Genomic DNA, 23,011 nt, shown 5'->3' on the forward strand with positions numbered 1-23,011 from the left:
GCTATCGCAGCCATAGAAATATACAATTCCGTTCTCCCGCCCCCCGGCAGGCTCCAGGGTTGAAAACGCGACGGGGCGGGATCACCTATGATGACGGTTGCAAATCGGGCGCACGACGCCAGGAAATTGTTGAGATCATGAGCCAAGACAAACACGCCAAAGTCCTCGTCCTCGGGTCGGGGCCGGCCGGGTATACCGCCGCCGTCTACGCCGCCCGGGCCAACCTGTCGCCCATGCTGATCACCGGCGTCGAGCAGGGCGGCCAGTTGATGACGACGACCGAGGTGGACAACTGGCCCGCCGACGTCAACGGCGTGCAGGGACCGGAGCTGATGCAGCGCTTCCAGCAGCATGCCGAGCGTTTCAATACCGACATCGTCTTCGACCACATCCATACCACGCACCTGGACCAGCGGCCGTTCAAGCTGGTCGGCGACTCGGGCACCTACACCTGCGACGCGCTGATCATCGCCACCGGCGCCTCGGCCAAGTACCTGGGCCTGCCGTCGGAAGAAAACTACAAGGGCCGCGGCGTCTCGGGCTGCGCGACCTGCGACGGGTTCTTCTACAAGAACCAGGACGTCGCCGTGGTCGGCGGCGGCAACACGGCCGTGGAAGAAGCGCTGTACCTGGCCAACATCTGCCGCACCGTCACCCTGATCCACCGCCGCGACAAGTTCCGCGCCGAACCCATCATGGTGGACAAGCTCAACGAGAAGGTCCAGGAAGGACGCGTGATCCTGAAACTCTTCAACGAGCTGCAGGAAGTGCTGGGCGACGACTCGGGCGTAACCGGGGCGCGGCTGCGCAACAACCAGACCGGCCAGACCGAGGACATCGCCGTCACCGGGGTCTTCATCGCCATCGGCCACCAGCCCAATACCGGCATCTTCAAGGGCCAGGTGGAGATGAAGGACGACTACATCATCACGCGCAGCGGCCTGAACGGGCTGGCCACGATGACCTCGGTCCCCGGCGTGTTCGCCGCCGGCGACGTGCAGGACCACGTGTATCGCCAGGCCATCACCAGCGCCGGCACGGGCTGCATGGCGGCGCTGGACGCCCAGCGCTGGCTGGACGGCGAAGCGGTGTAACCCCAAGAGAAGCCCACCCCCTACGCCCTTTGGGCGCCCCCTCAAGGGGGCGGCACTGGCGGACCGGCAAAGCCGGATCCGCGGCGCCCTGGATCAAGGCAGACAAGTGGTGTCTCGTACCAAGAAGATCGACACAGACCCAGGATGCGGTGGATCCGGCTCCGCCGGTCCACCCGCATCGCCCCCTGGGGGGCGCGCGAAGCGCGTAGGGGGGGGCCTGTCCAGTCTAAAGGTGTTGCAACGGGAGTTGCAGGAGCAGCGGCTGGCGGCGGAAGCCGCTGAGCGGGAGGCTCGGCGGCGGGCGGAGGAAGCCCGGCGGGCGGCGGTCGAGTTTCGGGCGCTGGTGGGCGGGGTGGTGCCGCTGAAGGACACGGGCAGGATCGATCCCTCGCCGGTCGCGCCCGCTCCCCTGCCCTACAAGCGCTGGGAAGACGAATCCGAGGTGCTGCGGGAATCCATTTCCGACGACTACGGCGCCGACTGGCTGATCGATACCGACGACACGCTGTCCTACCGCCGCACCGGCCTGGGACAGGACATCGTGCGCAAGCTGCGGCGCGGCCAGTGGACGGTGCAGGCCCAGCTCGACCTGCACGGCCACCGGGTGGAAGAGGCCCGCGAGGCGCTGGGGGAATTCCTGCGCGCCTGCGTGCGGCAGGAGATGCGCTGCGTGCGCATCATCCACGGCAAGGGACTGGGATCGAAGAACCGCACGCCTATCCTGAAGGAAAAGGTGCGGCGCTGGCTCGTGCAGAAGGAAGAAGTGCTGGCCTTCGTCGAGGCCCGGGCCAACGACGGCGGCTCGGGCGTGGTGCTGGTGCTGCTGCGAGGGCCGGACCGGCCGGCCTGACCCGGACGGTTTTCAGCGCTTGGTCATCGCCTCGGGCGAGAAATGCGCCGGCGTGTCGTCGCGCCGCTTCTGGCGCCACTCCATGATGGTCTTGAGCAGCAGCGTCAGCATGGCCATGCAGGCCAGCAGCGCCGCGGCCGTGAAGGCGGCGGCGGTCTTGTAGTCGTTGTTGAGCTGTTCGACCAGCAAAGGCAGCGTCAGGGTCTGGTTCATGATGGTGCCGGACACCACCGACACCGCGCCGAACTCGCCCACCGCCCGGGCATTGGTAATGACGATGCCGTAGAGCAGCGCCCACTTGATGTTGGGCAGGGTCACGCGCCGGAAGATCTGCCAGCCGGAGGCGCCCAGCGACAGCGCCGCGATTTCCTCGTCGGCGCCCTGGGCCTGCATCAGCGGGATCAGGATGCGGGCCACGTAGGGCGAGGTCACGAACACCGTCACCATGATGATGCCGGGCCAGGCGAACATCAGCTGGATGTCATGGCTGTACAGCCACTTGCCCAGCGTGCTTTCCAGCCCGTAGACGACCAGATAGCACAGGCCCGCCACCACGGGCGAGGTCGCGTAGGGAATGTCGACCAGGGTGGTCAGCAGCCGCCGGCCGAAGAAATCGTAGTGGGTCACGCACCAGGCCAGCAGGATGCCGAACACCAGGTTGATCGGCACCGTCGCCAGCGTGGTCAGCACGGTCAGGCCGATCGCGTGCTTCATGAAGTCTTCATCCAGGTTCTGGGCCAGCAGGCTCCAGCCGCCCGACAGCGCCTGCGAGAAGATCAGCGCCAGCGGCACGACCAGGATCAGCACTGTCAGCACGATGCCCAGCGCGATCAGCAACCATTGATGGACGAGAGTGGGCCGTTTGTTGGTCATGGGCAGTCGTGTCAGTTATCCATAAGGCCAGAAGGCCCCGCCCGACCCAGGACGCCGCGGATCCGGCTCCGCCGGTCCGCCAGCGTCGCCCCCTTGAGGGGGCGCGCGAAGCGCGTAGGGGGTGGGCTCATCATCGGCGTAGCAGTCGTCCCTGGACGACTTGCAGCAGGAACAGCAGCAGCAGCGAGGCGATCAGCACTACCGAGGCGATGGCGGCGGCGGCGGGATAGTCGAACTCCTGCAGGCGCACGAAGATCATCAGCGACGTGATCTCGGTCTGGAACGGGATGTTGCCGGCGATCATGATGACCGCGCCGAATTCGCCCAGGCTGCGGATGAAGGCCTGCGAAGCGCCGGAGATCAGCGCCGGCACCAGGCTGGGCAGCAGCACGCGCCAGAAGGTCTGCCAGCGCGTGGCGCCCAGCGTGGACGCGGCCTCCTCGAATTCGGGCTCGAGGTCTTCCAGCACGGGCTGGAGCGAGCGCACGATGAACGGCAGGCTGGTGAAGATCATGGCCACCACCAGCCCGGGGTAGGCGTACGAGATCTTGATGCCCAGGGGCTCGAACCAGCGCCCGAGCCAGCCGGTGGGCACGAACAGGGCCGACAGGGTGATGCCGGCCACCGCCGTGGGCAGCGCGAACGGCAGGTCGACCAGCGCATCGATCAGCCGCCGGCCGGGAAAATCGTAGCGGGACACGATCCAGGCCAGCACGAAGCCCACGCCGGTGACGATGACGGTCGAGTAGAACGCCCCCGACACCGTGATCTTGTAGCTCTGCACCACGCGGGGATCGGAGATCGCCCGCCAGTACTGCGCCCAGGTCATGTCGCCGACGTACAGCAGCAGGGCCGACAAGGGCACCAGGATGACCAGGCTGAGGAACAGCACCGAAAAGCCGAAGCTCGGCACGAAACCGGGCAGGACCGGCGGACGACGGAAAAAACGGAAGGACGGATTCACGGCGTAGGCGGCGGGATCGGGGCGGAAGCGAAGAAGCGCGGCCCACCTGCGGGGTGGCCGCGCCTTGCCGGGAAGGATTGTACGGCACCGGCCCCGGGACCGGCGCCGCCACGATCAGCGCTTGGCCAGCAACTGGTCCAGCACGCCGTTGGAACCGAAGTGATTCTTGGTGATGTCATCCCAGGACCCCAGCACCTTGGTCGGGTCGATCAGGCGCACCTTGGGATAACGGTCGGCCACGACCTTGGCGACGTCGGGATGGTTGACCCGGTAGTTGAAGGTGGTCAGCAGCAGCTGGATCTCGCGGGTGTACTGGTAGTTCAGGTATTCGGTGGCGAGCTGGCGGGTGCCCTTCTCGTCCACGACCTTGTCGACCACGGCCACGGGGAACTCGGCCAGCACGGACACCGGCGGCACCACGACCTCATAGCCGCCCGCCTTGAATTCCTCGCCCTTGGCGATGTTGATCACTTCCGACTCGAAGGTCAGCAGCACGTCGCCCTGCCCGTTCTGCGCGAACGCCACGGTCGCGCCGCGCCCGCCGGTGGGGAAGTTGACGACGTTGTGCAGGACCTTGCCGACGAACTGCTTGATTTTCTCCTGATCGCCGCCGAACTTCTCGTTGGCGTACAGCCACGCGCCCAGGTAGGTATAGCGCGCGTTGCCCGAGGTCTTGGGGTTCGGGAACACCAGCTTGACGTCGTCGCGCGCCAGGTCGTCCCAGTTCTTGACGTTCTTGGGGTTGCCCTTGCGCACGAGGAAGGCGATGGTGCTGTAGTAGGGCGAGCTGTTGTTCGGGAAGGCCTTCTGCCAGTCCTTGCGCAGCAATCCGCGCTGGGCCAGGATGTCGACGTCGGGCACCTGGTTGAAGGTCACGACGTCGACCTTCTTGCCCTGGATGATGTCCTGCGCCTGGCGCGAGGTGCCGGCGAACGACTGGTCGATCTTGATGTCGTGGCCGGTCTTGGTCTTCCAGTACGCCTGGAACTTGGGATTGACCGCGGCGAACACCTCGCGCGCAACGTCGTACGAGGCGTTCAGCAGCGGCTTGTCCTGGGCTTGCGCCGTCCCCGTCACTGCCGTGAGCAGCGCGGCCGAGGTGGCCGCGAGCACGATGATCTTCTTGAACATGAAACGGCGTCCTTCTTCTGACTATGTGGATGCGAGAGACGTAAACGTAACAAATCCACATATGTCATCAAACCATATATTCATCATTTCTTTATTCTTGTGAGAAATATATGGCGGACGCCGGGGGCGGCAATGGCCGCCCGGACGTCAGACCGCGGCTTCGCCGGTCTCGCCGGTGCGGATGCGGATGACCTGCTCGACGGGCGTCACGAAGATCTTGCCGTCGCCGATCTTGCCCGTGCGCGCCACGCGGATGATGGCCTCCACGGCCTGGTCGACCAGATCGTCGGCGATCACCAGCTCGATGCGGATCTTGGGCAGGAAGTCGACCACGTATTCGGCGCCGCGATAGAGCTCGGTATGTCCCTTCTGGCGGCCGAAGCCCTTGACCTCCGTCACGGTCAGACCATTGACGCCGACCTGGGCCAGTGCTTCGCGGACCTCGTCGAGCTTGAACGGTTTGATGATGGCGGTGACTTGCTTCATGGCTGGACCTTTGTCGAGATGCTGGCGGGAATGGCGAAGATGCGATGACTGGGATTGTAGCCGGCCGGGCGCCGGCCTTCAGGCGTCCGGCGGAGTATCGGGAACGTTCGCAAGGTCGGCCTTCCAGACGATCTCTTCGGAATCGCTGGGGGCGCGCCAGTCGCCGCGCGGCGACAGCGAACCGCCCGAGCCGACCTTGGGCGCGTTGGGCACGCACGAACGCTTGAACTGGCTGGTCTTGAAGAACCGGTGCACGAAGATGCCCAGGTTGCGCTTGATGGCGGCCAGTTCGTACTGGTTGCGCGGCACGTGCGCTTCCTCGGGCCAGTCGCCGCGCTCGCGGTCGTGCCAGGCGGCCAGCGCCAGGAAGGCGACCTTCGACGGCGCGAAGCCATAGCGCAGGATGTAGTACAGGTTGAAGTCCTGCAGCTCGTAGGGCCCGATGAACTGTTCGGTCCGCTGCGCGGGCGCGCCGTCGGTCTTGCCCGGCACCAGCTCGGGACTGATCTCGGTGCCCAGGATGTCCAGCAGCACCTGGCTGCCGTCACCCACCTTGCCCGTCTCGGCCACCCACCGCACCAGGTGGGTGATCAGGGTCTTGGGCACGCTGGCGTTGACGTTGTAGTGCGACATGTGGTCGCCCACGCCATAGGTGCACCAGCCCAGCGCCAGTTCGCTCAGGTCGCCGGTGCCGATGACGATGGCGTTGTGGAAATTGGCCAGCCGGAACAGGTGGCTGGTGCGCTCGCCGGCCTGCACGTTCTCGAAGGTGATGTCGTAGAGTTCCTGGCCCGAGGCGTACGGATGCCCGATGTCCTTGAGCATCTGCGCGCAGCTGGGCCGGATGTCGATCTCCATGGCCGTGCAGCCGACCACGCGCATCAGCGCGCGCGCCTGCTGCAGGGTGCGCCCGCTGGTGGCGAAGCCCGGCATGGTCACGCCGATGATGTTGGCGCGCGGCAGGTTCAGGCGATCCATGGCCTTGGCGCAGACCAACAGCGCGTGGGTCGAATCCAGTCCCCCGGACACGCCGATCACCACCTTGTCCATGCCGATGGCGGACAGCCGCTGCACCAGCGCCTGGACCTGGATGTTGTAGACCTCGTCGCAGCGCTCGTCGCGGCGCCGGCGGTCGGCCGGCACGTAGGGAAAGCGCTCGACCTTGCGCCGCAGCGCCAGGGGCTGGTCCACGGCCAGGCCGATCTCGAAGGCAGTCGTCCGGAAACGCTCGGTCTCGGCCTTGTGGCGCAGCACCGACTGGCCGAACGTGGTCTGCCGCATGCGCTCGTGCGACAGGCGCTCGAGATCGACGTCGGCCAGGATGAGATGCGAGTCGTCCAGGAAGCGGCCGGACTCGGCCAGCAGCTCGCCGTTCTCGTAGATGATGGACTGGCCGTCCCAGGCGAGGTCGGTGGACGATTCGCCCCGCCCTGCCGAGGTGTACAGGTAGGCCGCCAGGCAGCGCGCCGACTGCTGGCTGACGAGCTGGTGCCGGTATCCCGACTTGCCCACCACGATGTTCGACGCCGACAGGTTCACCAGCACGCTGGCCCCCGCCAGTGCCGCGAAGGACGACGGCGGAATCGGCACCCACACGTCCTCGCAGATCTCGACGTGGAAGCGCAGCCCCGGCACGTCGGCCACCTCGAACAGCTGGTCCGGCCCGAATGGCGCCCGTTGTCCGGCCAGCTCGACGTGGGTGGCCACCGTGGCATCGCCCGCGGTGAACTGGCGGGCCTCGTAGAACTCGCCGTAGTTGGGCAGGTAGGTCTTGGGCACGACGCCCAGGATGCGTCCGCGCGCCACCACCACGGCGCAATTGAACAGGGAATGGTTCACCCTTAGCGGCAGCCCCACGATGAGCGCGGCCGGCAGCCCGGCGGACTCGGCCACGATGTCGCCCAGCGCCCGTTCGCAGGCCTCCAGCAGCGCGGCCTGGTGGAACAGGTCGTCGCAGGTGTAGGCGGAAAGCCCCAGTTCGGGGAAGGCCACCAGCGCCGCTCCCTGCGCGGCCGCCTGCCGCGCCAGGTCCAGCGTCTGTGCCGCGTTGAACGCGGGGTCGGCCACCCGGCAGCGGGGCACGCCCACGGCCACCCGCGCGAACCGGTGCGCGTAGAGGTTGAAGAAATTGCCTTTCATCGTGTAAGTCAGCGCCAAGGAGTAGCTCACATCATAAGGCCGATGGCCCGCCGACGTCCCGGCAGCCGCCCTGCCCGGTCAATCGGCCGGGGCCTTGAAGGGCGAGTGCGACTCCAGTTCGTCCAGGTACCGGTTCATGCCACGGGTTTCGCGGTCCAGGAAATCGGCGATGGCGGCGGCGAAACGTTCGTCCGCCACCCAGTGCGCCGACCAGGTCGGCACCGGCAGCAGGCCGCGCGACATCTTGTGCACGCCCTGGGCGCCCCCTTCGAAATGGGCGATGCCGTGGGCGATGCAATAGGCGATGGCCTGCAGGTAGCAGGTCTCGAAGTGCAGGCCCGATACGAAATCCACGCAGCCCCAGTAGCGGCCGTACAGGGTGTCGCCGGCGGCCACGTTCAACGCGCAGGCGACCGGCTCGCCGTGCCGCTCGGCCATGACCAGCAGCAGCGCCTCAGGCATGGCGGCGTGCAGCGCCTGGAAGAAGGCCGGTTTCAGGTAGGGCGAGGACCAGTGGTTGGCATAGGTGGAGGCGTAGCAGCGATAGAAGAACGCCAGGTCGTCGGCGGAGATGGCCGCGCCGCGCAGGTGCCGAAAGCGTATGCCCGCCTGCTCGACCTTCTTGCGGTCCTGGCGGATCTTCTTGCGCTTGTCGTGGTTCATCGCGGCCAGGAAGGCGTCGAAACTGTCATAGCCGTCGTTGCGCCAATGGAACTGGACCCCTTCGCGCAGCATGTACCCCGCCTCGCGCAGCGCCCGCAGGTCGTCGTCGCGGGGAAACAGCACGTGCAGCGACGAGACGCCCGCCTGCCGCGCGACCTCGATCGCGGCGCGGGCCAGCAGCACCCGGTCCTCGTGGGCCGCCGCCAGCAGGCGCGGGCCGCCCACGGGCGTAAACGGCACGGCGCACAACAGTTTCGGGTAGTACGGCAGGCCATGGCGCTCGAAGGCTTCCGCCCAGGCCTGGTCGAACACGTATTCGCCCCGGGAATGGGACTTCACGTACAGCGGCATGGCGCCCACGAGCTTGCCCGCCCGCCGCAGCACCAGGCAGGTGGGCTGCCAGCCCGTGCGCCGGACGGCGCAGCCGGTGGCGTGCAGGCCGTGCAGATAGGCGTGCGCGACGAAAGGGTTGCCGGCGGCCAGGGCATCCCAGGCGGCCGGATCGAGGGTGCCCAGGTCGTCGATCAATTCGACGGCGGTATCGGTCAAATCGCCTCCGGGGAAAGGGACTGGGCCGCACGGCCTTGCGGCAGGCAGCGCCGCACCAGCGGCCAGCGCCGGCGCGCCACCGCGATGCGGTCGGGCACGCCATGCAGCAGCAGTTCCCAATAGGGATCGGCATCGCCCCCGGTAAGTTCCGGGGTGACCAGGCGCGCGCCGGCGATGGCCGAGCGGGCCACCAGCGCGTTGCGATGGGCCTGGATGAAACGTTCGGGGAAAGCGCGCGACAGGTCGGCCAGCGCGCGATCGGTCAGGAATTCGCCCTGGCGGGTGCGCAGGCTGACGTACTTGCCGTCGGCGCGCAGGTAGAGCACTTCTTCCACCGGCACCGCGACCGTGCCGTCTCGCCCGTGGGCCATCAGGGCGTCCGGCGATGGGCCGGTGCCCAGCGCTTGCCGCAGCGCCTGCTCCAGGCGGTCGATGCGTATCGGCGGCACCAGCAGGTCGCTCGCGCGCAGTTGCTCGGCCTGGGGCAGGCTGTCGAGCGAGGGCAGGAGCAGCACCAGCCGGGGCCCCGACCGTTCCCAGGCCCGGGCCAGCGCGTAGCCCTGGGCGTCGGGCAGGCCCAGGTCGAGCAGCGCCACGCCGGGGGCCGGATCCGCCCGCCGCGCCTGGTCGGCGCCCACGGCGGGCGGCAGCAGATGCAACGGCAGGCGCCTGGCCAGCGTCCTGAGCTGCGCCGACAGGCGGCGGCAGAACGCCGCGTCCCGCCCTACCACCAGTACCCCGGGCGAGCCCGTTCCCGATACAGTAACCGCCATAACCCGCTTTATAATCCGCGCCATGTCCAAATCGACCGACCCCCGCCCCCAAGACCAGTTCGCCAAGAAGGCCGAAGCCTGGTCAGCCCGGTTCTCCGAACCGGTGTCCGACCTCGTCAAACGGTACACCGCTTCGGTGGACTTCGACAAACGCCTGGCCAAGTTCGACATCCAGGGTTCCCTGGCGCATGCCGACATGCTGCATGCCGTGGGCATCCTGACCCAGCAGGACCTTGCCGACATCCGCCGCGGCATGGCCGCCATCGAAACCGAGATCGACGCCGGCCGCTTCGAATGGCTGCTCGACCTGGAAGACGTCCACCTGAACATCGAGCGCCGCCTGACCGAACTGGTGGGCGACGCCGGCAAGCGCCTGCACACCGGCCGCTCGCGCAACGACCAGGTCGCCACCGACATCCGGCTGTGGCTGCGCGCCGAGATCGACACGCTGACCGACCTGCTGCGCCAGTTGCGCCACGCGCTGGCCACGCTCGCGCTGCAGCACGCCGACACCATCCTGCCCGGCTTCACCCACCTGCAGGTCGCCCAGCCCGTCACCTTCGGCCACCACCTGCTGGCCTATGCCGAAATGTTCGGCCGCGACGCCGAGCGCCTGGCCGACTGCCGCAAGCGGGTCAACCGCCTGCCGCTGGGCGCCGCCGCGCTGGCCGGCACCTCCTATCCCATCGACCGCGAGCGCGTGGCCCGCACGCTGGGCTTCGACGGCGTGTGCCGCAACTCGCTGGATGCGGTGTCCGACCGCGACTTCGCGATCGAATTCTGCGCCGCCGGCGCGCTGGTCATGACGCACATCTCGCGCCTGTCGGAAGAGCTGGTGCTGTGGATGAGCCCGCGCGTGGGCTTCATCGACCTGGCCGACCGCTTCTGCACCGGCAGCTCCATCATGCCGCAGAAGAAGAACCCCGACGTGCCCGAGCTGGCGCGCGGCAAGACCGGCCGGGTGAACGGCCACCTGGTGGCGCTGCTGACCCTGATGAAGGGCCAGCCGCTGGCCTACAACAAGGACAACCAGGAAGACAAGGAAGGCCTGTTCGACACCGCCGACACCGTGCGCGACACCCTGCGCATCTTCGTCGACATGGCCGGCGGCATCCAGGTCAAGCCCGAGGCCATGCGCGCCGCCGCGCTGCAAGGCTTCTCCACCGCCACCGACCTGGCCGACTACCTGGTCAAGAAGGGCGTGCCCTTCCGCGACGCGCACGAAGCGGTCGCGCTGGCCGTGCGTGCCTGCGTGGAACGCGGCTGCGACCTGGCCGACCTGTCGGTGGACGAGCTGCGCGCCTTCCATCCGCTGGTGGGCGAGGACATCCACGCGGTGTTGACGCTGGAAGGCTCGGTGGCGTCGCGCTCGCACATCGGCGGCACCTCCCCGGCCCGCGTGCGCGAGGAAGCGCAGCGCGTGCTGGACGAGACGCGCGGCTGACGTCCGCGGGGTGCGGCCCGCGCCGCACCCGCCTCATGGGCCGGACCGCATCGGCGTCGATGCGCGGCGCCGGCTCACTCTTATCCCCTGCTTCCATCCCAGCCTCGCGGCTTCTCCGGCCGCCAGTTCGAGCACGCCCCACGCGCGCCAGCAACAGGCCGCCCGGCCCGGGCGCAATGCCGGCACGATGCGCAGCACCCTGCCCCGCCGGTCCACGAAGACGACATCGATGGGCCAGGACATGCCCACGGTGTGAACCGCCCGGCAGGGCACGATCCACAGGCCATCGCCCGGCGCCGGCGGGACTTGCCCCAACCATCCGCGCAGGCGGCCCAGGCAGCTGGTCGCGCGATGCCAGGCCATGCCCCTACCAACCCGTATCCATGAGCTTGACCGCGATCGGAAAGCCGATCACGACGAAGGAACACGGAAAGATGCAAGCGATCAGGGGCAGCAGCATCTTGACCGGCGCCTCCAGCGCCAGGCGCTCGGCGCGCAGGAAGCGTTCGGCCCGGCGCTGGTCGGACTGTGCGCGCAGGATGGGAGCGAGGTTCATGCCCAGCGCGTCGGCCTGGGCCAGCGTGCCGGTCCAGGCCCGTATCTCGGGAATCTCCAGGCGTTCGGCCATGTCCTTGAGCGCGCGCGTGCGCGGCACGCCGGTGCGCACGTCGCCCAGCACGCGGCGCAGTTCATCGCGCAGCGGCCCGGGCGGCCCTTTCTGGACCGCCTGCTGCAGAGCCGCGCCCACGTGCAGGCCGGCCTCGACGCACAGGGTGGTCATGTCCAGCACGAATGGCAGGGCCCGCAGGATGTCCCGCCGCCTGCGGCGCACCCGGTCGCGCAGCCAGAGACGCGGATAGGTTCCGCCCGCCGCCGCGCCCGCCGCGGCCCAGGCCGCCAGGGCGGGAAGCCCGGACCACGACGACGCCAGCAGCGCGGCGACCAATCCACCGGCGCAGGCGCACAGCACCTGCGCTCCCAGGATGTGCACCGGTGCCAGGCCATGGCGCAGGCCGGACCGGACCAGTTGGGACTCGATGCGGCGCCGGCCCTGCCACGAAAGCCAGGGCCGGCCATAGTGGGCGGCCGCCGAGACCAGGGGCCAGGCCAGCCGGAACGCGCGCGGCGGCGCCTCGGCCGTCCGGTCCGGCAAGGGGGGCGGGTCGATGACCAGCAGGCAGGCCAGGACCGCCAGCGCCGCCACGGCCAGGCCGATCAGCAACGCGATCATGCCCATGCCGGCCTCGTCGCGTGAGCGCCGCCTTCCCCATGAAGTCCGCCTTCGGTTGTCATATGTCGATCCGGACGATGCGGGCGATCATCCACAACCCGAGGATGTCCAGCGCCGCGACCAGGGCCAGCACGGCCCATCCCCCGGGAGTGGTCCACAGACGCTGCATCGCCTCGGGCTCCAGGCGATGCAGCGTGGCCAGCAGCAGCCACGGCAGGACTCCCACCACCCTGGCCTGCAAGCGGCCCTGGGCCGTAAGCGCGCGTACCCGTCCTTCCATGTGCAGCCGTGCACGCACGGTCGCGCCTATCCGCTCCAGGGTCTCGGCCAGGTTGCCGCCGGTATCGGCGGCGATCCGCAGCGCCGAAGCGACCAGGCTGGCCGCTTCGGTGGGTACGCGCGCATGCAGGTTCGCCAGCGACTGGTCCATGCTCACGCCAAAGCGCTGCTCGCGCATCAGCAGCGCGAACTCCTGGGCCAGCGGCGCCTCGCTTTCTGTCGCTATCTGGCGCAGCCCCGCCTGCAGGCTGGCGCCGGCGCGCAAGGCGCTGGCCAGGGCCAGCAGCGCGTCGGGCAATTGCGCATCGAACCTGCGCATGCGGCGCGTGCGCAGGTGGCGGGCGACCTGGCGCGGCAGCCACGCCCCGGCCGCCGCGCCGGCGGCGGCGAAGACCCAGCTCTGCGCGAACCACCCGCCGACGGCCGCCAGCAGGCCGACCACCGCAACGTGCGCCACCCACAGCTGGTTCACGTCCACGAACAGGAAGAACTCGCTCATGCGGACGCGGGCGGTCTCGGTGAACACCTCCCGGTACCGGACAAGGCTGTCGCGCACCCACCCGCAGGCGATCCAGACCAGCAGCGATACGCAGACCAGCACCGCGCAGGCGATGAGCGCGTCGATGGCGCGTGCGCTCATGCAAGGCTCCGGGGCCCGTCCGGCGCCGGCGTGCGCTCGCAGAACCATTGCGGCGAAATGACGGCGCCGGCGGCCCGCCACTCATCGAGGAAACTGGGCATGAGCTCGCAGCCCTGGAAGTATCCGGCGTCGCCGGGCACCGCACCATCCGGCCGCTCGAAACGGAACAGCTCCTGCAGCTGGATACGGCCGCTCTCGATGCCGCTGACCTCGACGATGGCGGTCACCCGCCGCTGCCCGGCCGCGCTGCGGCCCTGCTGGACCACGATGTCGATCGCCGAGGCGATCTGCTCGCGTATGGCTCCCAGCGGCAGGTCCATGCCCGCCATCAGCACCAGGGTCTCGAGCCGCGACATCGCGTCGCGCGGCGTGTTGGCGTGGAGCGTCGTCAACGAGCCCTCGTGGCCGGTGTTCATCGCCTGCAACATGTCCAGCGCCTCGGCGCCCCGGCACTCGCCCACCACGATGCGGTCCGGCCGCATGCGCAGCGCGTTGCGCACCAGGTCCCGGATGGAGACCGCGCCCCGGCCTTCCAGGTTGGCCGGCCGCGCCTCCAGCGAGACCAGGTGCTCGTGCGCCAGGCGCAATTCGGCGGCGTCCTCGATGGTGATGACACGCTCGGCCGGCGGGATGAAGTTCGACAGGATGTTGAGCAGCGTCGTCTTGCCCGAGCCGGTCCCGCCGGAGACGACGATGTTCTTGCGCCGCTCCACGCACAAGCGCAGGAACGCCGCCATGTGCGCATCCAGCGATCCGCCCTCCACCAGGTCCTCCATCCGCAAGCGGCGGGCGGGGAACTTGCGTATGGTCAGGGCCGGCCCCTTCAGCGCCAACGGCGCGATGATCGCATTCACCCGCGAGCCGTCGCGCAGCCTGGCATCGACCATGGGCGAGCTTTCGTCGATGCGGCGGCCCAGCGGCGAGACGATGCGCTCGATCACTCCCAGGACCGACTGATCGCTGCTGAATACCGCCGGATACCGGCACAGGACGCCGCCGCGCTCTACATACAGCTCATCGTGCCGGTTGACCATGATCTCGGAGATGTCCGGGTCGGCCAGCAAGGACTCCAGCGGGCCCAGCCCGACCGCCTCGTCCACGACCTGCCGGCGGAGCGCATCGCGGTCCAGGTCAGCGGGAATCTCGGCATCGGCATCCAGCACCAGCGCTTCCAGCAGGCGGTCGGCCTCCTGCCGCAAGGCCGCATCGCTCATGGCGGACACGTCGCGCCGGCGCAGGTCCAGGGCCTCCAGCAGGCGCGCATGCAGCCGGCGCCGCCATTCGACCATCGCCGCTTCTTGCGTGTGGCCCGCGGCGGACCGGGCAACCGGCGCGGCCGCCCCGTCCGCCGACGGGGGCGCGCCGCCTGGCGACGACGCCTCGCCGGCCAGCGCGGCAACCGCTCGTACACGCAACATCACGGCGCCGACGACGATCTCGTCCTCGGGCAACAAGGGTCCGTATTGGAGGATGCGGCGGCCGTTGACCAAGGTCCCGCCCAGCGATCCCAGGTCTTCCACGAACACGCCTTCGGTCCGCTCTTCCAGCCGGGCGTGCCGGCGGGCGACCCGCCAGTGGCGCAGGCGGATCTCGCAGCCATCCCCGCGTCCGATCACCGCCGGCGACGCCACGCTCAACGAGGCCGCATGGTCCTCGTCGGTCAGGATCTCGATGTCCAGCATCATCGCTCCAGGAAAGGGACGTCGGGCCGCACGGGGACGTTCAGCCGTTCCGGCCCGAAGGTCTCGTCCAGCACTCGCTGCCCGCGGTCGATGCGCTCTCGCAGGTCGGGATTGCGCTGGGTGACGACGGTCGGGGTGACGAAGATGGCCAGTTCGGTCTCGCGCCGCTGGAACCTGCGCGACCCGAACAAGGGCCCCAGGATGGGCAGGCTGGACAGGCCGGGCAACCCATCCAGGTCCTGGGACTGCTCGCGCGACAGGAAGCCGCTCAGGACCAGCGTCTCGCCCGAGCGCACGTTGAACTCCGTGGCGGTCCTGCGCACCTTGAGCGCGGGGCCGCCCGTGGCCGTCACCGAAGGATCCACGGCGCTGACCTCGACGTCGATGACGGACCGCACCGTGCCGCCCGCATCGACCCGCGGCGCGATCTGCAAGGTGACGCCATAGGGCTTGAAGGTCGTGTTCGACGCGCCGTTCCTGTCCACCGTCGCATAGGGCACTTCCCCGCCCGCAAGAAAGCGCGCGGTGGAGCCGCTGCGCGCCGACAGTTGCGGCTGGGCCAGGATGACCGCCTCGCCGCTCTGGGCCATGGCCTGGATGCGCGCGGACAACAGGGCATTCATGCCCAGATACCCCGCCGGGGACGTGGCCGGGAACGGCAACTCGATGGGGCCGCCTCCGGGACGTTGCGCGGCGTCGCCGGCTGCCGCCCGCAGGGGCCGCCCCACCGCGGCGTCCCAGGCCAGCCCCGCGTTCAGGCCGCCGGTGCTCGCGCCATCCCAGCGCACGCCCAGTTCGCGCAGCCTCGAACGCGGCATCTCGACCACCTTGACGTCCATCATCACCATGCGCTCCCAGCCGAGCTGCCCGGTGAAATCGACCACCTGCGGATAGCGGCGCGCCAGCAGCGCGATGCGGGCCTGGTCCGCGTCGCTCAGGTCGTCGCCTTCGACGATGATCTTGTCGCCGACGAGCCGGCTGCGCACCGATGGGATGGTGGCGAGAAAGGCCTCGATCTCCCGCTGCACGCGCGAGGACTGGCCCGGCACGACGGTGATGCGCATGCGCCGCATGGCGCCGTCCCCGTCCCAGATGACCAGCGACGACGTGCCGGCCGCGTTGGCGAACACCACGACCTCCCTGTCGTCGGCCGTGGCCGCGTTGATGACCCGGCCATTGCCCACGGCCACCCGCGCCACGCCCGGCGCCGGGAACACCTGGGTCTCGCCGACGTACATCTCGACGTCCGGAAGGTCCTGGCCGGACTGGGCCGCAGGTGCCGCCGCGGGCACCTCTTCCTGCTCGAGCCATGCAGGCCACGGGGCGGACGACGGCTCGGCTGCCTGCGCCGCGCAGGCCAGGATGGCGAACACGATACCGGGACCGCCGCGCAGGGCTCGCCCCATGATGGCGGCGCTCATGGCAGGCCTCCCTGCCCTTCGCCGGCCTCGCCCAGGCCGGGAATACGGCGGGGAGCGCGGTCGCCATAGATGATGGTCGCGCCCGCCCGCCGGCGCGGCTCGGGCGGCTCCGCATCGCCCAGCCCCAGCAGGGAAGCGAGCCCGCCCGACACCCGGCCAGGCGCCGGGCTGCCGTCCCCCGGACGGCGCAGCATGGCGGTAAGGATTCCGCCATCGCGCGCGATGATGAGCTTGACCGCCTCGTCCGGCGTCGCATCCAGCGTCACGGTGGAGAACGCGCCGCGCGGCGCCTCGCCTCCGGCCCCCTGCGTCTCGGTCTGGTGTCCCGTGGCCAGCACGCGCATCCGTTGCAGCAGCGGCATGGTCGTCCGTTTGCCGCGATGGTCGAAGGACACGTACAGGTCGATGAGGTCCCCAGGCTGCACCAAGCCCGATACCGAACTGATCTCGTCCACCGGTATGGTCACCGCCCGGCGCCCCTCGCCCAGTCGCTCGGCCAGCGGAGCCGGGCGCCCGGCCTCCAGGTGCAGCGGCAGGAGAGGTTCGCCGGCCCGTACCGGGTGGGCCAGCACAGCGCCGTCGAGATCGCCGAACCTGCCGGGGTCGACGGCGCCGGACGGCGCCCACTCGGCCGGGATCTCGCGCACCGCCGCCAGGTCCGCCGACAGGCGCTGGCCGGCCTCCAGGTCGGACGCGGCAACGACCACGGCGATGCGCGCGGCGCGCGCATCGGCCTCGATGGCGTCGATGCGGCCCTGGATCTGGCGCTGCCCAAGCCATGCGGCCAGGCTTCCGGCCCCCAGCGCCACGGCCAGCACCCACCACTTCCGGTCCACGCGAAGACGGGGCAGGCGCGGCATCATAGCGGCAAGGCCAGCGAGCCGGCGAAACGCAGATGAAAACCGCGCAAGGCCTCGAGCAGCCATGCCAGCAATCCGCCCCCCTCGCCGAACCATCCTGCGCCGGCCACGCCGGCCAGCAACATGGCCACGACGAGATACTCCGCGGCGGATTGCCCCCGCAGCCATCGCGCGCCCCGCCTCCTGCCCGCCACGATCATGCTCGTTCGCTCCTTCATTCGCCCGTCTCGATCTCCACGGCAAGCAAGCCGCTTCCTTGCTCCCGCGCCACCACCACCAGCTGCAGCACCCGCCGCGCGCGATGCCATTCCATCAGTCCTCCATCCGATGCCGCACGCCATCCAAGCGCCGTCAGCCTGGCTTGCAGCAACCGGGAAAATGTCGCGGTGTCGGCATCGTGGACGTAAAGCCGATGGGCCACCCGACCCCGCTCGTCTTGGGTTTGCAGGTCCAGCAGCAGCGTTGCCCCCGGTGGCGTCCACGCGGCGGGCGAGGCGCGCCCATTCGCCTTCGCATCGAGGCCGACGGCCAGCAGTCCCTGCGTCGCGCCGGATCGAGACCGGCGAAGCTGCATCAACCAGGGGCGCTCGTCTCGAATGCCGCTCAGCATCACGCCATCGGGCAAAGGCAGCAGCCAGGGATCCAGCCCCGGCTGCCTGGCCACGCCGTCGGCGACCTCGAGCGGCGGTTGCCGGACCTCGAACAGGCGCACGTCCATGCGCACGCCGTTCACGCGCACGCGGCCTCCCCAGCCCCGGTCCACCGCGCCGGGCGGCACGCTGGGCTGGGCCGCTGCCGCGTGGCTCCATAGCAGCCCCATCACGAGCATGAAGCCACCTCGCACCGGCTGGCGGCACCGGGCGGCGATCATCGCGAGCCTCCCGCAAGGTCCGAAGGCAGCAGGCCTTGCCACGCCGTGAGCCAATCGAATTGCGGCGGCGGGCGGTCCCAGGGCCGATCGACGCGCGACAATGCCGACACGGCGCGGCCGGCCCGCTCCGTACGCCGCGCGGCGTCGCTCCACGCCCTGGGAGCGCCGGCGATGCGCGCCTGGACATCGCCATCGTCCCGGGCGTGGCCGGCATTCACCAGGATCGCGAACCGGCTGGACAGCGGGGCCCTGGTTCCCCACCCGCCCAGCCTGGCAGCCGGCGCGACGTCGGGTTGCACCGACACCCGCCCGGCCACCAGCCCCGGATACGCCGGCAACAACTCCCCTCTGATCATGCGCGCCGGCTCGGCATTCCCCCCGGGCTGCGCCCGGTCTGGCAGCAGCCCGGCCGCCTGCCGGAGGTCCATGGAAAATCGTCCGGCCCGATCGGGCAGCAATGCGGATCCATCATGGTTGAGCCAGCGATGGCGATCAGGATGAAAGAAGTAGGCCTGTGCGCGCTCGCGTATTTCCCGCGGCGCCTCCTGCGCGACGATGAAGGCAAGATGGCGTCCGGCGAACTCGGTCTGTAGCGCGAGATCCTGCAGCCGCCCCAGTGCCGAGCCCAACACCCACAATGTTCCGAGCACGCCCAGCGCGAGCAGGGCCTCGGCCATGGCCTGGCCACACTGGCGCTCCATGGGCCCGTTCATCGCGTCGCCCCCTGCCTGCGCCATGCCTGCTCGCGCTCCGCCGCCGCGACCGGACTCAGGCCGGCCTGCCAGTACGGCATGAACAGACTGGGTCGCTCCGAGCCCCCGTCGGCACGCCCGACGGGTCGTCGATAGTAGGTCGACGCGGCGCTGACCGCGGCCAGTCCGCCCGCCCCCAGCCCCGCTCCGGACGCCAGGCGGCCCGCTCCGCCTCGTGGCCCGGCGGCGTCCGTCGTCCTCATGGCCGCCGCATCGCGGGTGGCCCTTGCGGCAAAGCGAAGAATCGGTTCTCCGGCCTGCTTGCCGGCTAATCCGGCGAACGACGGCAGTCCTCGGCCCTGCCACAGCACGCCTTGCGACAACGCGAACGAATTGGCGAGCGGATTGGCCGCCCCATCCAGCAGGTTCCAATCGGTATGCCCGCTCACCCAGCGCCAGAAATCCTGGTCGGAGAAATCCTCGGGAGGTTCATCGACATGGGGCAGATCGTCGTCCGCCAACGAAGCATCGCTCCTGGCGCTGCCCCAGCCCATGGGGTATTCACGGTAGTAGCAGCCTATCCAGCGATTGGACCGCAGCGCATGGAAGGACAGCGTGTCGACCGACCGCCAGGCATCCAGCCCCATCAGCGAGGTCGCGCCCCGGCGCCGCAGCTCGTGCCGCAGCCAGGGGCATCGCCACTCCGTTGGCAACAAACTGCGACGGTCGTGATCGCGCGGCGACAGAAAGCCGTAGTGCGCGTTGGCCTCTTCCACCATTCCCCTGAGCCGGTTCCGCGCCGCGCCGCCATGCCGGACCAGGAAACCCGGCAGCGTATCGGCCAGCAGGGATGCGTCCAGATGCGTGGCGCCATCGTCATAGTGGGCGGCCAGCACGGCGCGCATGGTCCGCATGCGGGTGTCGGCCAACGATTGCTGGACGGCCGCCTGCGCCCGCACCAGGACATCGTGCACGACGCGATCGTGTTCGGCGAAGGCGCGGGCCAGCGCGCCGTCTCCCCAGTCGGCGGCGCTGCCTGCTCCGGCGGCGCCCGCGGCGCTCCGGTAGGCCCGGCCATGCGCGGCGCCGAACAGGCCGCCGATCAGGCTGGCGGGCGGATTGGAAGACGCCAGCCGGCGCGCCTGCGTATCGCCGAATCTGGCCCACGAGGCCAGCGTGATGGCATGCGCCATGCCCACCTGGTGGGCCACCAGCGCGCGATTGGCATAGGCAAGGAAATTCAGGCTCCGGGCCTGTGCCAGCGCGCCGCTATAGGCCGCCGCATCCAGCGCGCGCGTCAACCGGACCTTCTCGCGCAGCAGCTGCCCGCCGTTGAAGAGCTGCACCAACCCGGCGGCCGCCGCGGCGAGCAGCGCCACCGCCAGCACCAACGCCTGTCCGGCCTGCGAGCGATCCACGGCGCGCATCTAGTTCGCGCCCGCCTGCGCGGCGTTGCCGGTGAAGGACTTGAGCGAACGGGCGGAGGTCTGGGACCGGGCACCCTTGGCCGCGGTCTGCGCCGCCCGCGATTCGGTCGAGCCGTCCTCGCCCGCGAGTTCGCGGGCCATCGCGGCCGTCTGGGAACGGACCACCTGCCCGAACAGCTGGTAGACGGCGATCGCGGCCACGGCCACGAGCGCGACGATGATGACGTACTCCACCATGGACTGGCCGCGCTGCCGACGCCGCCGGGCGGAGAAAACAGGAAGAGACATGGGCGGGACTCCACCCCCGCGCGCCGGGCGCCGTGCCCAACCGTCCGCGGAGGTGCCGCCAGTTTCCGGGAACCGCCCCGCACCGGCAATGCGAGGATCCCGCGACGGACAGGAAGGTCATCCCCATCCGCCGGCGGCCGGTCCCGCTACAGATTGAGCTTGGAGATCTTGGTGCCTTCCACCGTCAGGCCGGCCATCAGGCCGGCGTTGGTCAGCGCGAAGGCCACGACCGGAGCCCGGGCGGTATTGGTGTCGACCGCGGCGTTGACACCCGCCTTGACCACCGCCACCGATCCGTCCACGCCGGCGGTCCAGCCGTTGCTGGACTTGAAGCGGTCGAGTTCGGCCTGGTTCATGAACATGAACACCAGCGCCTTGGACTGCGCCCCGGCCTGGAAGCCGAACGAGCCGCTGGCGGTGCTGTAGTAGCCGGTGGTGCGTCCGCCTTCGCGCAGCGCGCCTTCACCGTACTCGCCGCCGACGATGAAGCCGGCATTGATCACGCTGGGGAAGACCAGGATGCCGCGGGCCTTGTTGCCCAGTTCGCGGGAACCGTCGACCGTGGAATACAGGCGGTTCAGCGTTTCGTTGACCCCGGAATCGATCCGGCTGCGCTTGGCGGCGGGCGAGCTGTCGCCGCCCTTGTTGGGGTCGGTCGTGGTGCAACCCGCGGCGACCAGCAGGCCGGCGGTAGCGGTGGCGTAGAGGAACTGACGACGTTTCATGCTCTCTCTCCTTGAGTGAGCTTGCCCGCAAGCAGCTTCCGGAGGAAGGGTCGAGGCCCGCCGCGGCAAGCACAGCCATTCTGCCGGATATACGTCAAAACGGCGAATGCAAACGTAACCCGGCTGTTGCATCCGGCCGTCGCCCCGCATGCGCGCCGCGAAAAGCACGGAAAGCCGCCAAGTGTGCGAAGATCGGGGCATATCGACCAAAACAGGACGTCCGCCTCCAAGCGAGCCCGCCCATGTCCGGATTCGACATTCAAGACCTGGAGTTCCCCGCCTTCGACGGCCAGGCCCTGCCGGGGCGGCTGTACCGGCCCCGCTGCGATGCCGCCGTCCCCCTGCTGGTCGACGTGCACGGAGGCGCCTGGATCCGGGGCAACCGGCTGAACAATGCCTCCATGCACGAGGCGCTGGCGGACGAGGGCATTGCCACGTTCGCACTGGATTTCCGCATGCCGCCGCAGGCCGAAGCGGCCACCACCTTCGCCGACGTCCACGCCGGCCTGGCCTGGGCCCGCCGGCACGCGAACCGGCTGGGCAGCCGTCCCGAATGGGTGGGCGGCCTGGGTACGTCCAGCGGCGGCCACCTGCTGATGCTGAACGCCTTGCTGGGGGGCGCCCCTGGCGCGGCGGCGGATCCGGCGCCGCTGGTCCGCTTTGCGGTGGCCTGCTGGCCGATCCTGGATCCGCTGGCACGCTACCGGATGGCCCGCGAACGCCGGCTCGCGCCACTGCTGGACGCGCACCACGCCTTCTGGCAGGACGAGGCCGCCATGGAACGGGACAACCCCCAGTTGATCGTGGAACGCGGGGAAGCCCGCCACCTGCCGCCCGTGCTGCTAATACAGGGCACGGACGATGCCAACGTCGACCACTTCCGCGCCGATGCCTTCGGCGAGCAATACCGGCGGGCCGGCGGCGCGATCGACGTGCTGAAGTACGACGACGAGGCCCATATGTTCATCACCGTCGAACCGGGCTCGCCCGCCTCGCTGCACGCGATGGACCGCATCCGGCAGTTCGTGCGCAACCAGTGCCGCGCCGCCGGCTGAGCGCCGCGGCAAGAATGCAAACCATCCTCAAAACGTACAAAATGTTGCGATTCCCGGTCATATGGAAGGGCTAACATCAGCCTGCTAAAGCGTCGCGAATACGTAACGGCGCTTTTGCCCAGTCCACTCCAGGAGGTCAACATGAAAACCAACACCCTCTCCAAAATTGCCCTGGTCGCGGCGCTTGGCGTCTTCGTCGCCGGTTGCGCCAACCAGCAGCAGACCAACACGGCCATCGGCGCCGGCGGCGGAGCCGCCCTGGGAGCCGGGCTGGGCGCTCTGCTGGGCAACTCCAAGGGCGCGGCCATCGGCGCCGGCCTGGGGGCCGTGGCGGGCGGGCTGGTCGGCTACAACTGGAAAACCGTCAAGCAGGACGTCGAGAAGTCCGGCTCCAAAGACCTGGGCATCGACATGACCGAGCAGAACGATGGTTCGCTGAAGGTCAACGTGCCCAGCAGCGTCTCGTTCGACACCGGCAGCTACGCGCTCAAGCCGGCGCTGCTGCCCGTGCTGGACAGCGTCGCCAAGACATTGAACGAGCATCCCGAACTGCGCGCCAAGGCCGTCGGCCATACCGACAACACCGGCCAGATGTCGCTCAACCAGACCCTGTCGCAGAACCGCGCGCAGGCGGTGGTCAACTACCTGACCAGCAAGGGCGTCTCGCCCGCGCGCCTGACCACCGAAGGCCGCGGCCCCAACGACCCGATCGCCAGCAACGATACGGTGGAAGGCCGCGCCGCCAACCGCCGCACCGAGATCTACCTGTACGCCACCAAGAACTGACCGGCGACTTCGCCGCCCTCCGATGGGGGGCGGCGGCGTTCTTGGGTAAAGTAATGGCTTGCGCCCGGCCGCGGCCGGGCTCCAGGAA

General features: G+C 69.4%; 24 protein-coding genes. 5 read left to right on the forward strand and 19 right to left on the reverse strand.

Annotated features, from left to right (window positions below):
• The first annotated feature begins 137 nt into the window (after window positions 1–137).
• Both trxB and CDO46_RS17900 read left to right on the forward strand, forming a co-directional pair.
• The gene (gene trxB, locus CDO46_RS17895; RefSeq protein ID WP_087839844.1) at window positions 138–1,094 is read left to right on the forward strand and encodes a thioredoxin-disulfide reductase; all 957 of its coding nucleotides are present in this window, start codon (window positions 138–140) and stop codon (window positions 1,092–1,094) included.
• Window positions 1,095–1,326: 232 nt separating this feature from the next.
• Window positions 1,327–1,944, forward strand: a complete 618-nt coding sequence (locus CDO46_RS17900; RefSeq protein ID WP_243724418.1) for a Smr/MutS family protein — start codon at window positions 1,327–1,329, stop codon at window positions 1,942–1,944.
• A 12-nt stretch (window positions 1,945–1,956) separates the two neighbouring features.
• Here the strand turns inward: CDO46_RS17900 and cysW are convergent, their stop codons facing one another.
• The 7 genes from cysW to CDO46_RS17935 all read right to left on the reverse strand — a co-directional run bounded on the left by cysW (window position 1,957) and on the right by CDO46_RS17935 (window position 9,522).
• The gene (gene cysW, locus CDO46_RS17905; protein WP_087839845.1) at window positions 1,957–2,817 is read right to left on the reverse strand and encodes a sulfate ABC transporter permease subunit CysW; all 861 of its coding nucleotides are present in this window, start codon (window positions 2,815–2,817) and stop codon (window positions 1,957–1,959) included.
• 130 nt (window positions 2,818–2,947) lie between these two features.
• Window positions 2,948–3,781, reverse strand: coding sequence for a sulfate ABC transporter permease subunit CysT (cysT, locus tag CDO46_RS17910; protein ID WP_087839846.1), 834 nt, complete (start codon window positions 3,779–3,781; stop codon window positions 2,948–2,950).
• Between the two features lie 114 nt (window positions 3,782–3,895).
• On the reverse strand, window positions 3,896–4,912 hold the full coding sequence (gene cysP / locus CDO46_RS17915) for a thiosulfate ABC transporter substrate-binding protein CysP (protein WP_087839847.1): 1,017 nt from the start codon (window positions 4,910–4,912) through the stop codon (window positions 3,896–3,898).
• Window positions 4,913–5,059: 147 nt separating this feature from the next.
• The gene (locus tag CDO46_RS17920) at window positions 5,060–5,398 is read right to left on the reverse strand and encodes a P-II family nitrogen regulator (protein ID WP_087839848.1); all 339 of its coding nucleotides are present in this window, start codon (window positions 5,396–5,398) and stop codon (window positions 5,060–5,062) included.
• Window positions 5,399–5,476: 78 nt separating this feature from the next.
• A complete protein-coding gene (locus CDO46_RS17925) occupies window positions 5,477–7,537 on the reverse strand; it encodes an NAD(+) synthase (RefSeq protein WP_087839849.1) in 2,061 nt (686 codons plus the stop codon).
• 78 nt (window positions 7,538–7,615) lie between these two features.
• Window positions 7,616–8,749 (reverse strand): GNAT family N-acetyltransferase, encoded by a 1,134-nt coding sequence (locus CDO46_RS17930; RefSeq protein ID WP_087839850.1) that lies wholly within the window; start codon window positions 8,747–8,749, stop codon window positions 7,616–7,618.
• Window positions 8,746–9,522 (reverse strand): LytTR family transcriptional regulator DNA-binding domain-containing protein, encoded by a 777-nt coding sequence (locus tag CDO46_RS17935; protein WP_176400782.1) that lies wholly within the window; start codon window positions 9,520–9,522, stop codon window positions 8,746–8,748. Before CDO46_RS17935 ends, CDO46_RS17930 begins: the two co-directional genes overlap by 4 nt.
• A gap of 22 nt (window positions 9,523–9,544) precedes the next feature.
• Here CDO46_RS17935 and argH point away from each other — a divergent pair, with 22 nt between their 5' ends.
• The gene (argH, locus tag CDO46_RS17940) at window positions 9,545–10,966 is read left to right on the forward strand and encodes an argininosuccinate lyase (protein WP_087839852.1); all 1,422 of its coding nucleotides are present in this window, start codon (window positions 9,545–9,547) and stop codon (window positions 10,964–10,966) included.
• A 33-nt stretch (window positions 10,967–10,999) separates the two neighbouring features.
• Here argH and CDO46_RS17945 read toward each other — a convergent pair whose 3' ends face one another.
• The 12 genes from CDO46_RS17945 to CDO46_RS17995 form a co-directional block, all read right to left on the reverse strand.
• Window positions 11,000–11,329 carry a DUF192 domain-containing protein gene (locus CDO46_RS17945; RefSeq protein ID WP_087839853.1) on the reverse strand — a complete coding sequence of 110 codons (330 nt, stop codon included), beginning with the start codon at window positions 11,327–11,329 and terminating at the stop codon, window positions 11,000–11,002.
• Between the two features lie 4 nt (window positions 11,330–11,333).
• On the reverse strand, window positions 11,334–12,203 hold the full coding sequence (locus CDO46_RS17950) for a type II secretion system F family protein (RefSeq protein WP_243724417.1): 870 nt from the start codon (window positions 12,201–12,203) through the stop codon (window positions 11,334–11,336).
• 52 nt (window positions 12,204–12,255) lie between these two features.
• Window positions 12,256–13,116 (reverse strand): type II secretion system F family protein, encoded by an 861-nt coding sequence (locus CDO46_RS17955; protein ID WP_087839854.1) that lies wholly within the window; start codon window positions 13,114–13,116, stop codon window positions 12,256–12,258.
• A complete protein-coding gene (locus CDO46_RS17960; RefSeq protein WP_087839855.1) occupies window positions 13,113–14,798 on the reverse strand; it encodes an ATPase, T2SS/T4P/T4SS family in 1,686 nt (561 codons plus the stop codon). The genes CDO46_RS17955 and CDO46_RS17960 overlap by 4 nt, the downstream gene beginning before the upstream one ends.
• Window positions 14,798–16,219 carry a type II and III secretion system protein family protein gene (locus CDO46_RS17965; RefSeq protein ID WP_254914629.1) on the reverse strand — a complete coding sequence of 474 codons (1,422 nt, stop codon included), beginning with the start codon at window positions 16,217–16,219 and terminating at the stop codon, window positions 14,798–14,800. Before CDO46_RS17965 ends, CDO46_RS17960 begins: the two co-directional genes overlap by 1 nt.
• Entirely contained in the window at window positions 16,216–17,082 is an 867-nt protein-coding gene (gene cpaB, locus CDO46_RS17970; protein ID WP_176400783.1) for a Flp pilus assembly protein CpaB, read from the reverse strand. The genes CDO46_RS17965 and cpaB overlap by 4 nt, the downstream gene beginning before the upstream one ends.
• Complete coding sequence (locus CDO46_RS28410; protein WP_176400784.1) at window positions 17,079–17,297, reverse strand: hypothetical protein; 219 nt, start codon at window positions 17,295–17,297, stop codon at window positions 17,079–17,081. Before CDO46_RS28410 ends, cpaB begins: the two co-directional genes overlap by 4 nt.
• The gene (locus CDO46_RS17975) at window positions 17,294–17,902 is read right to left on the reverse strand and encodes a hypothetical protein (RefSeq protein ID WP_140416873.1); all 609 of its coding nucleotides are present in this window, start codon (window positions 17,900–17,902) and stop codon (window positions 17,294–17,296) included. The genes CDO46_RS28410 and CDO46_RS17975 overlap by 4 nt, the downstream gene beginning before the upstream one ends.
• 44 nt (window positions 17,903–17,946) lie before the next feature.
• Window positions 17,947–18,627, reverse strand: a complete 681-nt coding sequence (locus tag CDO46_RS17980) for a hypothetical protein (RefSeq protein ID WP_132979273.1) — start codon at window positions 18,625–18,627, stop codon at window positions 17,947–17,949.
• Between the two features lie 32 nt (window positions 18,628–18,659).
• Window positions 18,660–20,069, reverse strand: coding sequence for a hypothetical protein (locus CDO46_RS17985; RefSeq protein WP_087839859.1), 1,410 nt, complete (start codon window positions 20,067–20,069; stop codon window positions 18,660–18,662).
• Window positions 20,070–20,357, reverse strand: coding sequence for a hypothetical protein (locus tag CDO46_RS17990; RefSeq protein WP_087839860.1), 288 nt, complete (start codon window positions 20,355–20,357; stop codon window positions 20,070–20,072).
• Window positions 20,358–20,503: 146 nt separating this feature from the next.
• Entirely contained in the window at window positions 20,504–21,082 is a 579-nt protein-coding gene (locus CDO46_RS17995) for a YSC84-related protein (RefSeq protein WP_087839861.1), read from the reverse strand.
• A gap of 242 nt (window positions 21,083–21,324) precedes the next feature.
• Here CDO46_RS17995 and CDO46_RS18000 point away from each other — a divergent pair, with 242 nt between their 5' ends.
• Window positions 21,325–22,137 (forward strand): alpha/beta hydrolase, encoded by an 813-nt coding sequence (locus CDO46_RS18000; RefSeq protein WP_087839862.1) that lies wholly within the window; start codon window positions 21,325–21,327, stop codon window positions 22,135–22,137.
• Between the two features lie 141 nt (window positions 22,138–22,278).
• On the forward strand, window positions 22,279–22,923 hold the full coding sequence (locus CDO46_RS18005; RefSeq protein ID WP_087839863.1) for an OmpA family protein: 645 nt from the start codon (window positions 22,279–22,281) through the stop codon (window positions 22,921–22,923).
• Window positions 22,924–23,011: the final 88 nt, after the last annotated feature.

It is taken from the genome of Pigmentiphaga sp. NML030171 (assembly GCF_002188635.1).
In the GTDB taxonomy this organism is placed as follows: Bacteria; Pseudomonadota; Gammaproteobacteria; order Burkholderiales; family Burkholderiaceae_B; genus Pigmentiphaga; species Pigmentiphaga daeguensis.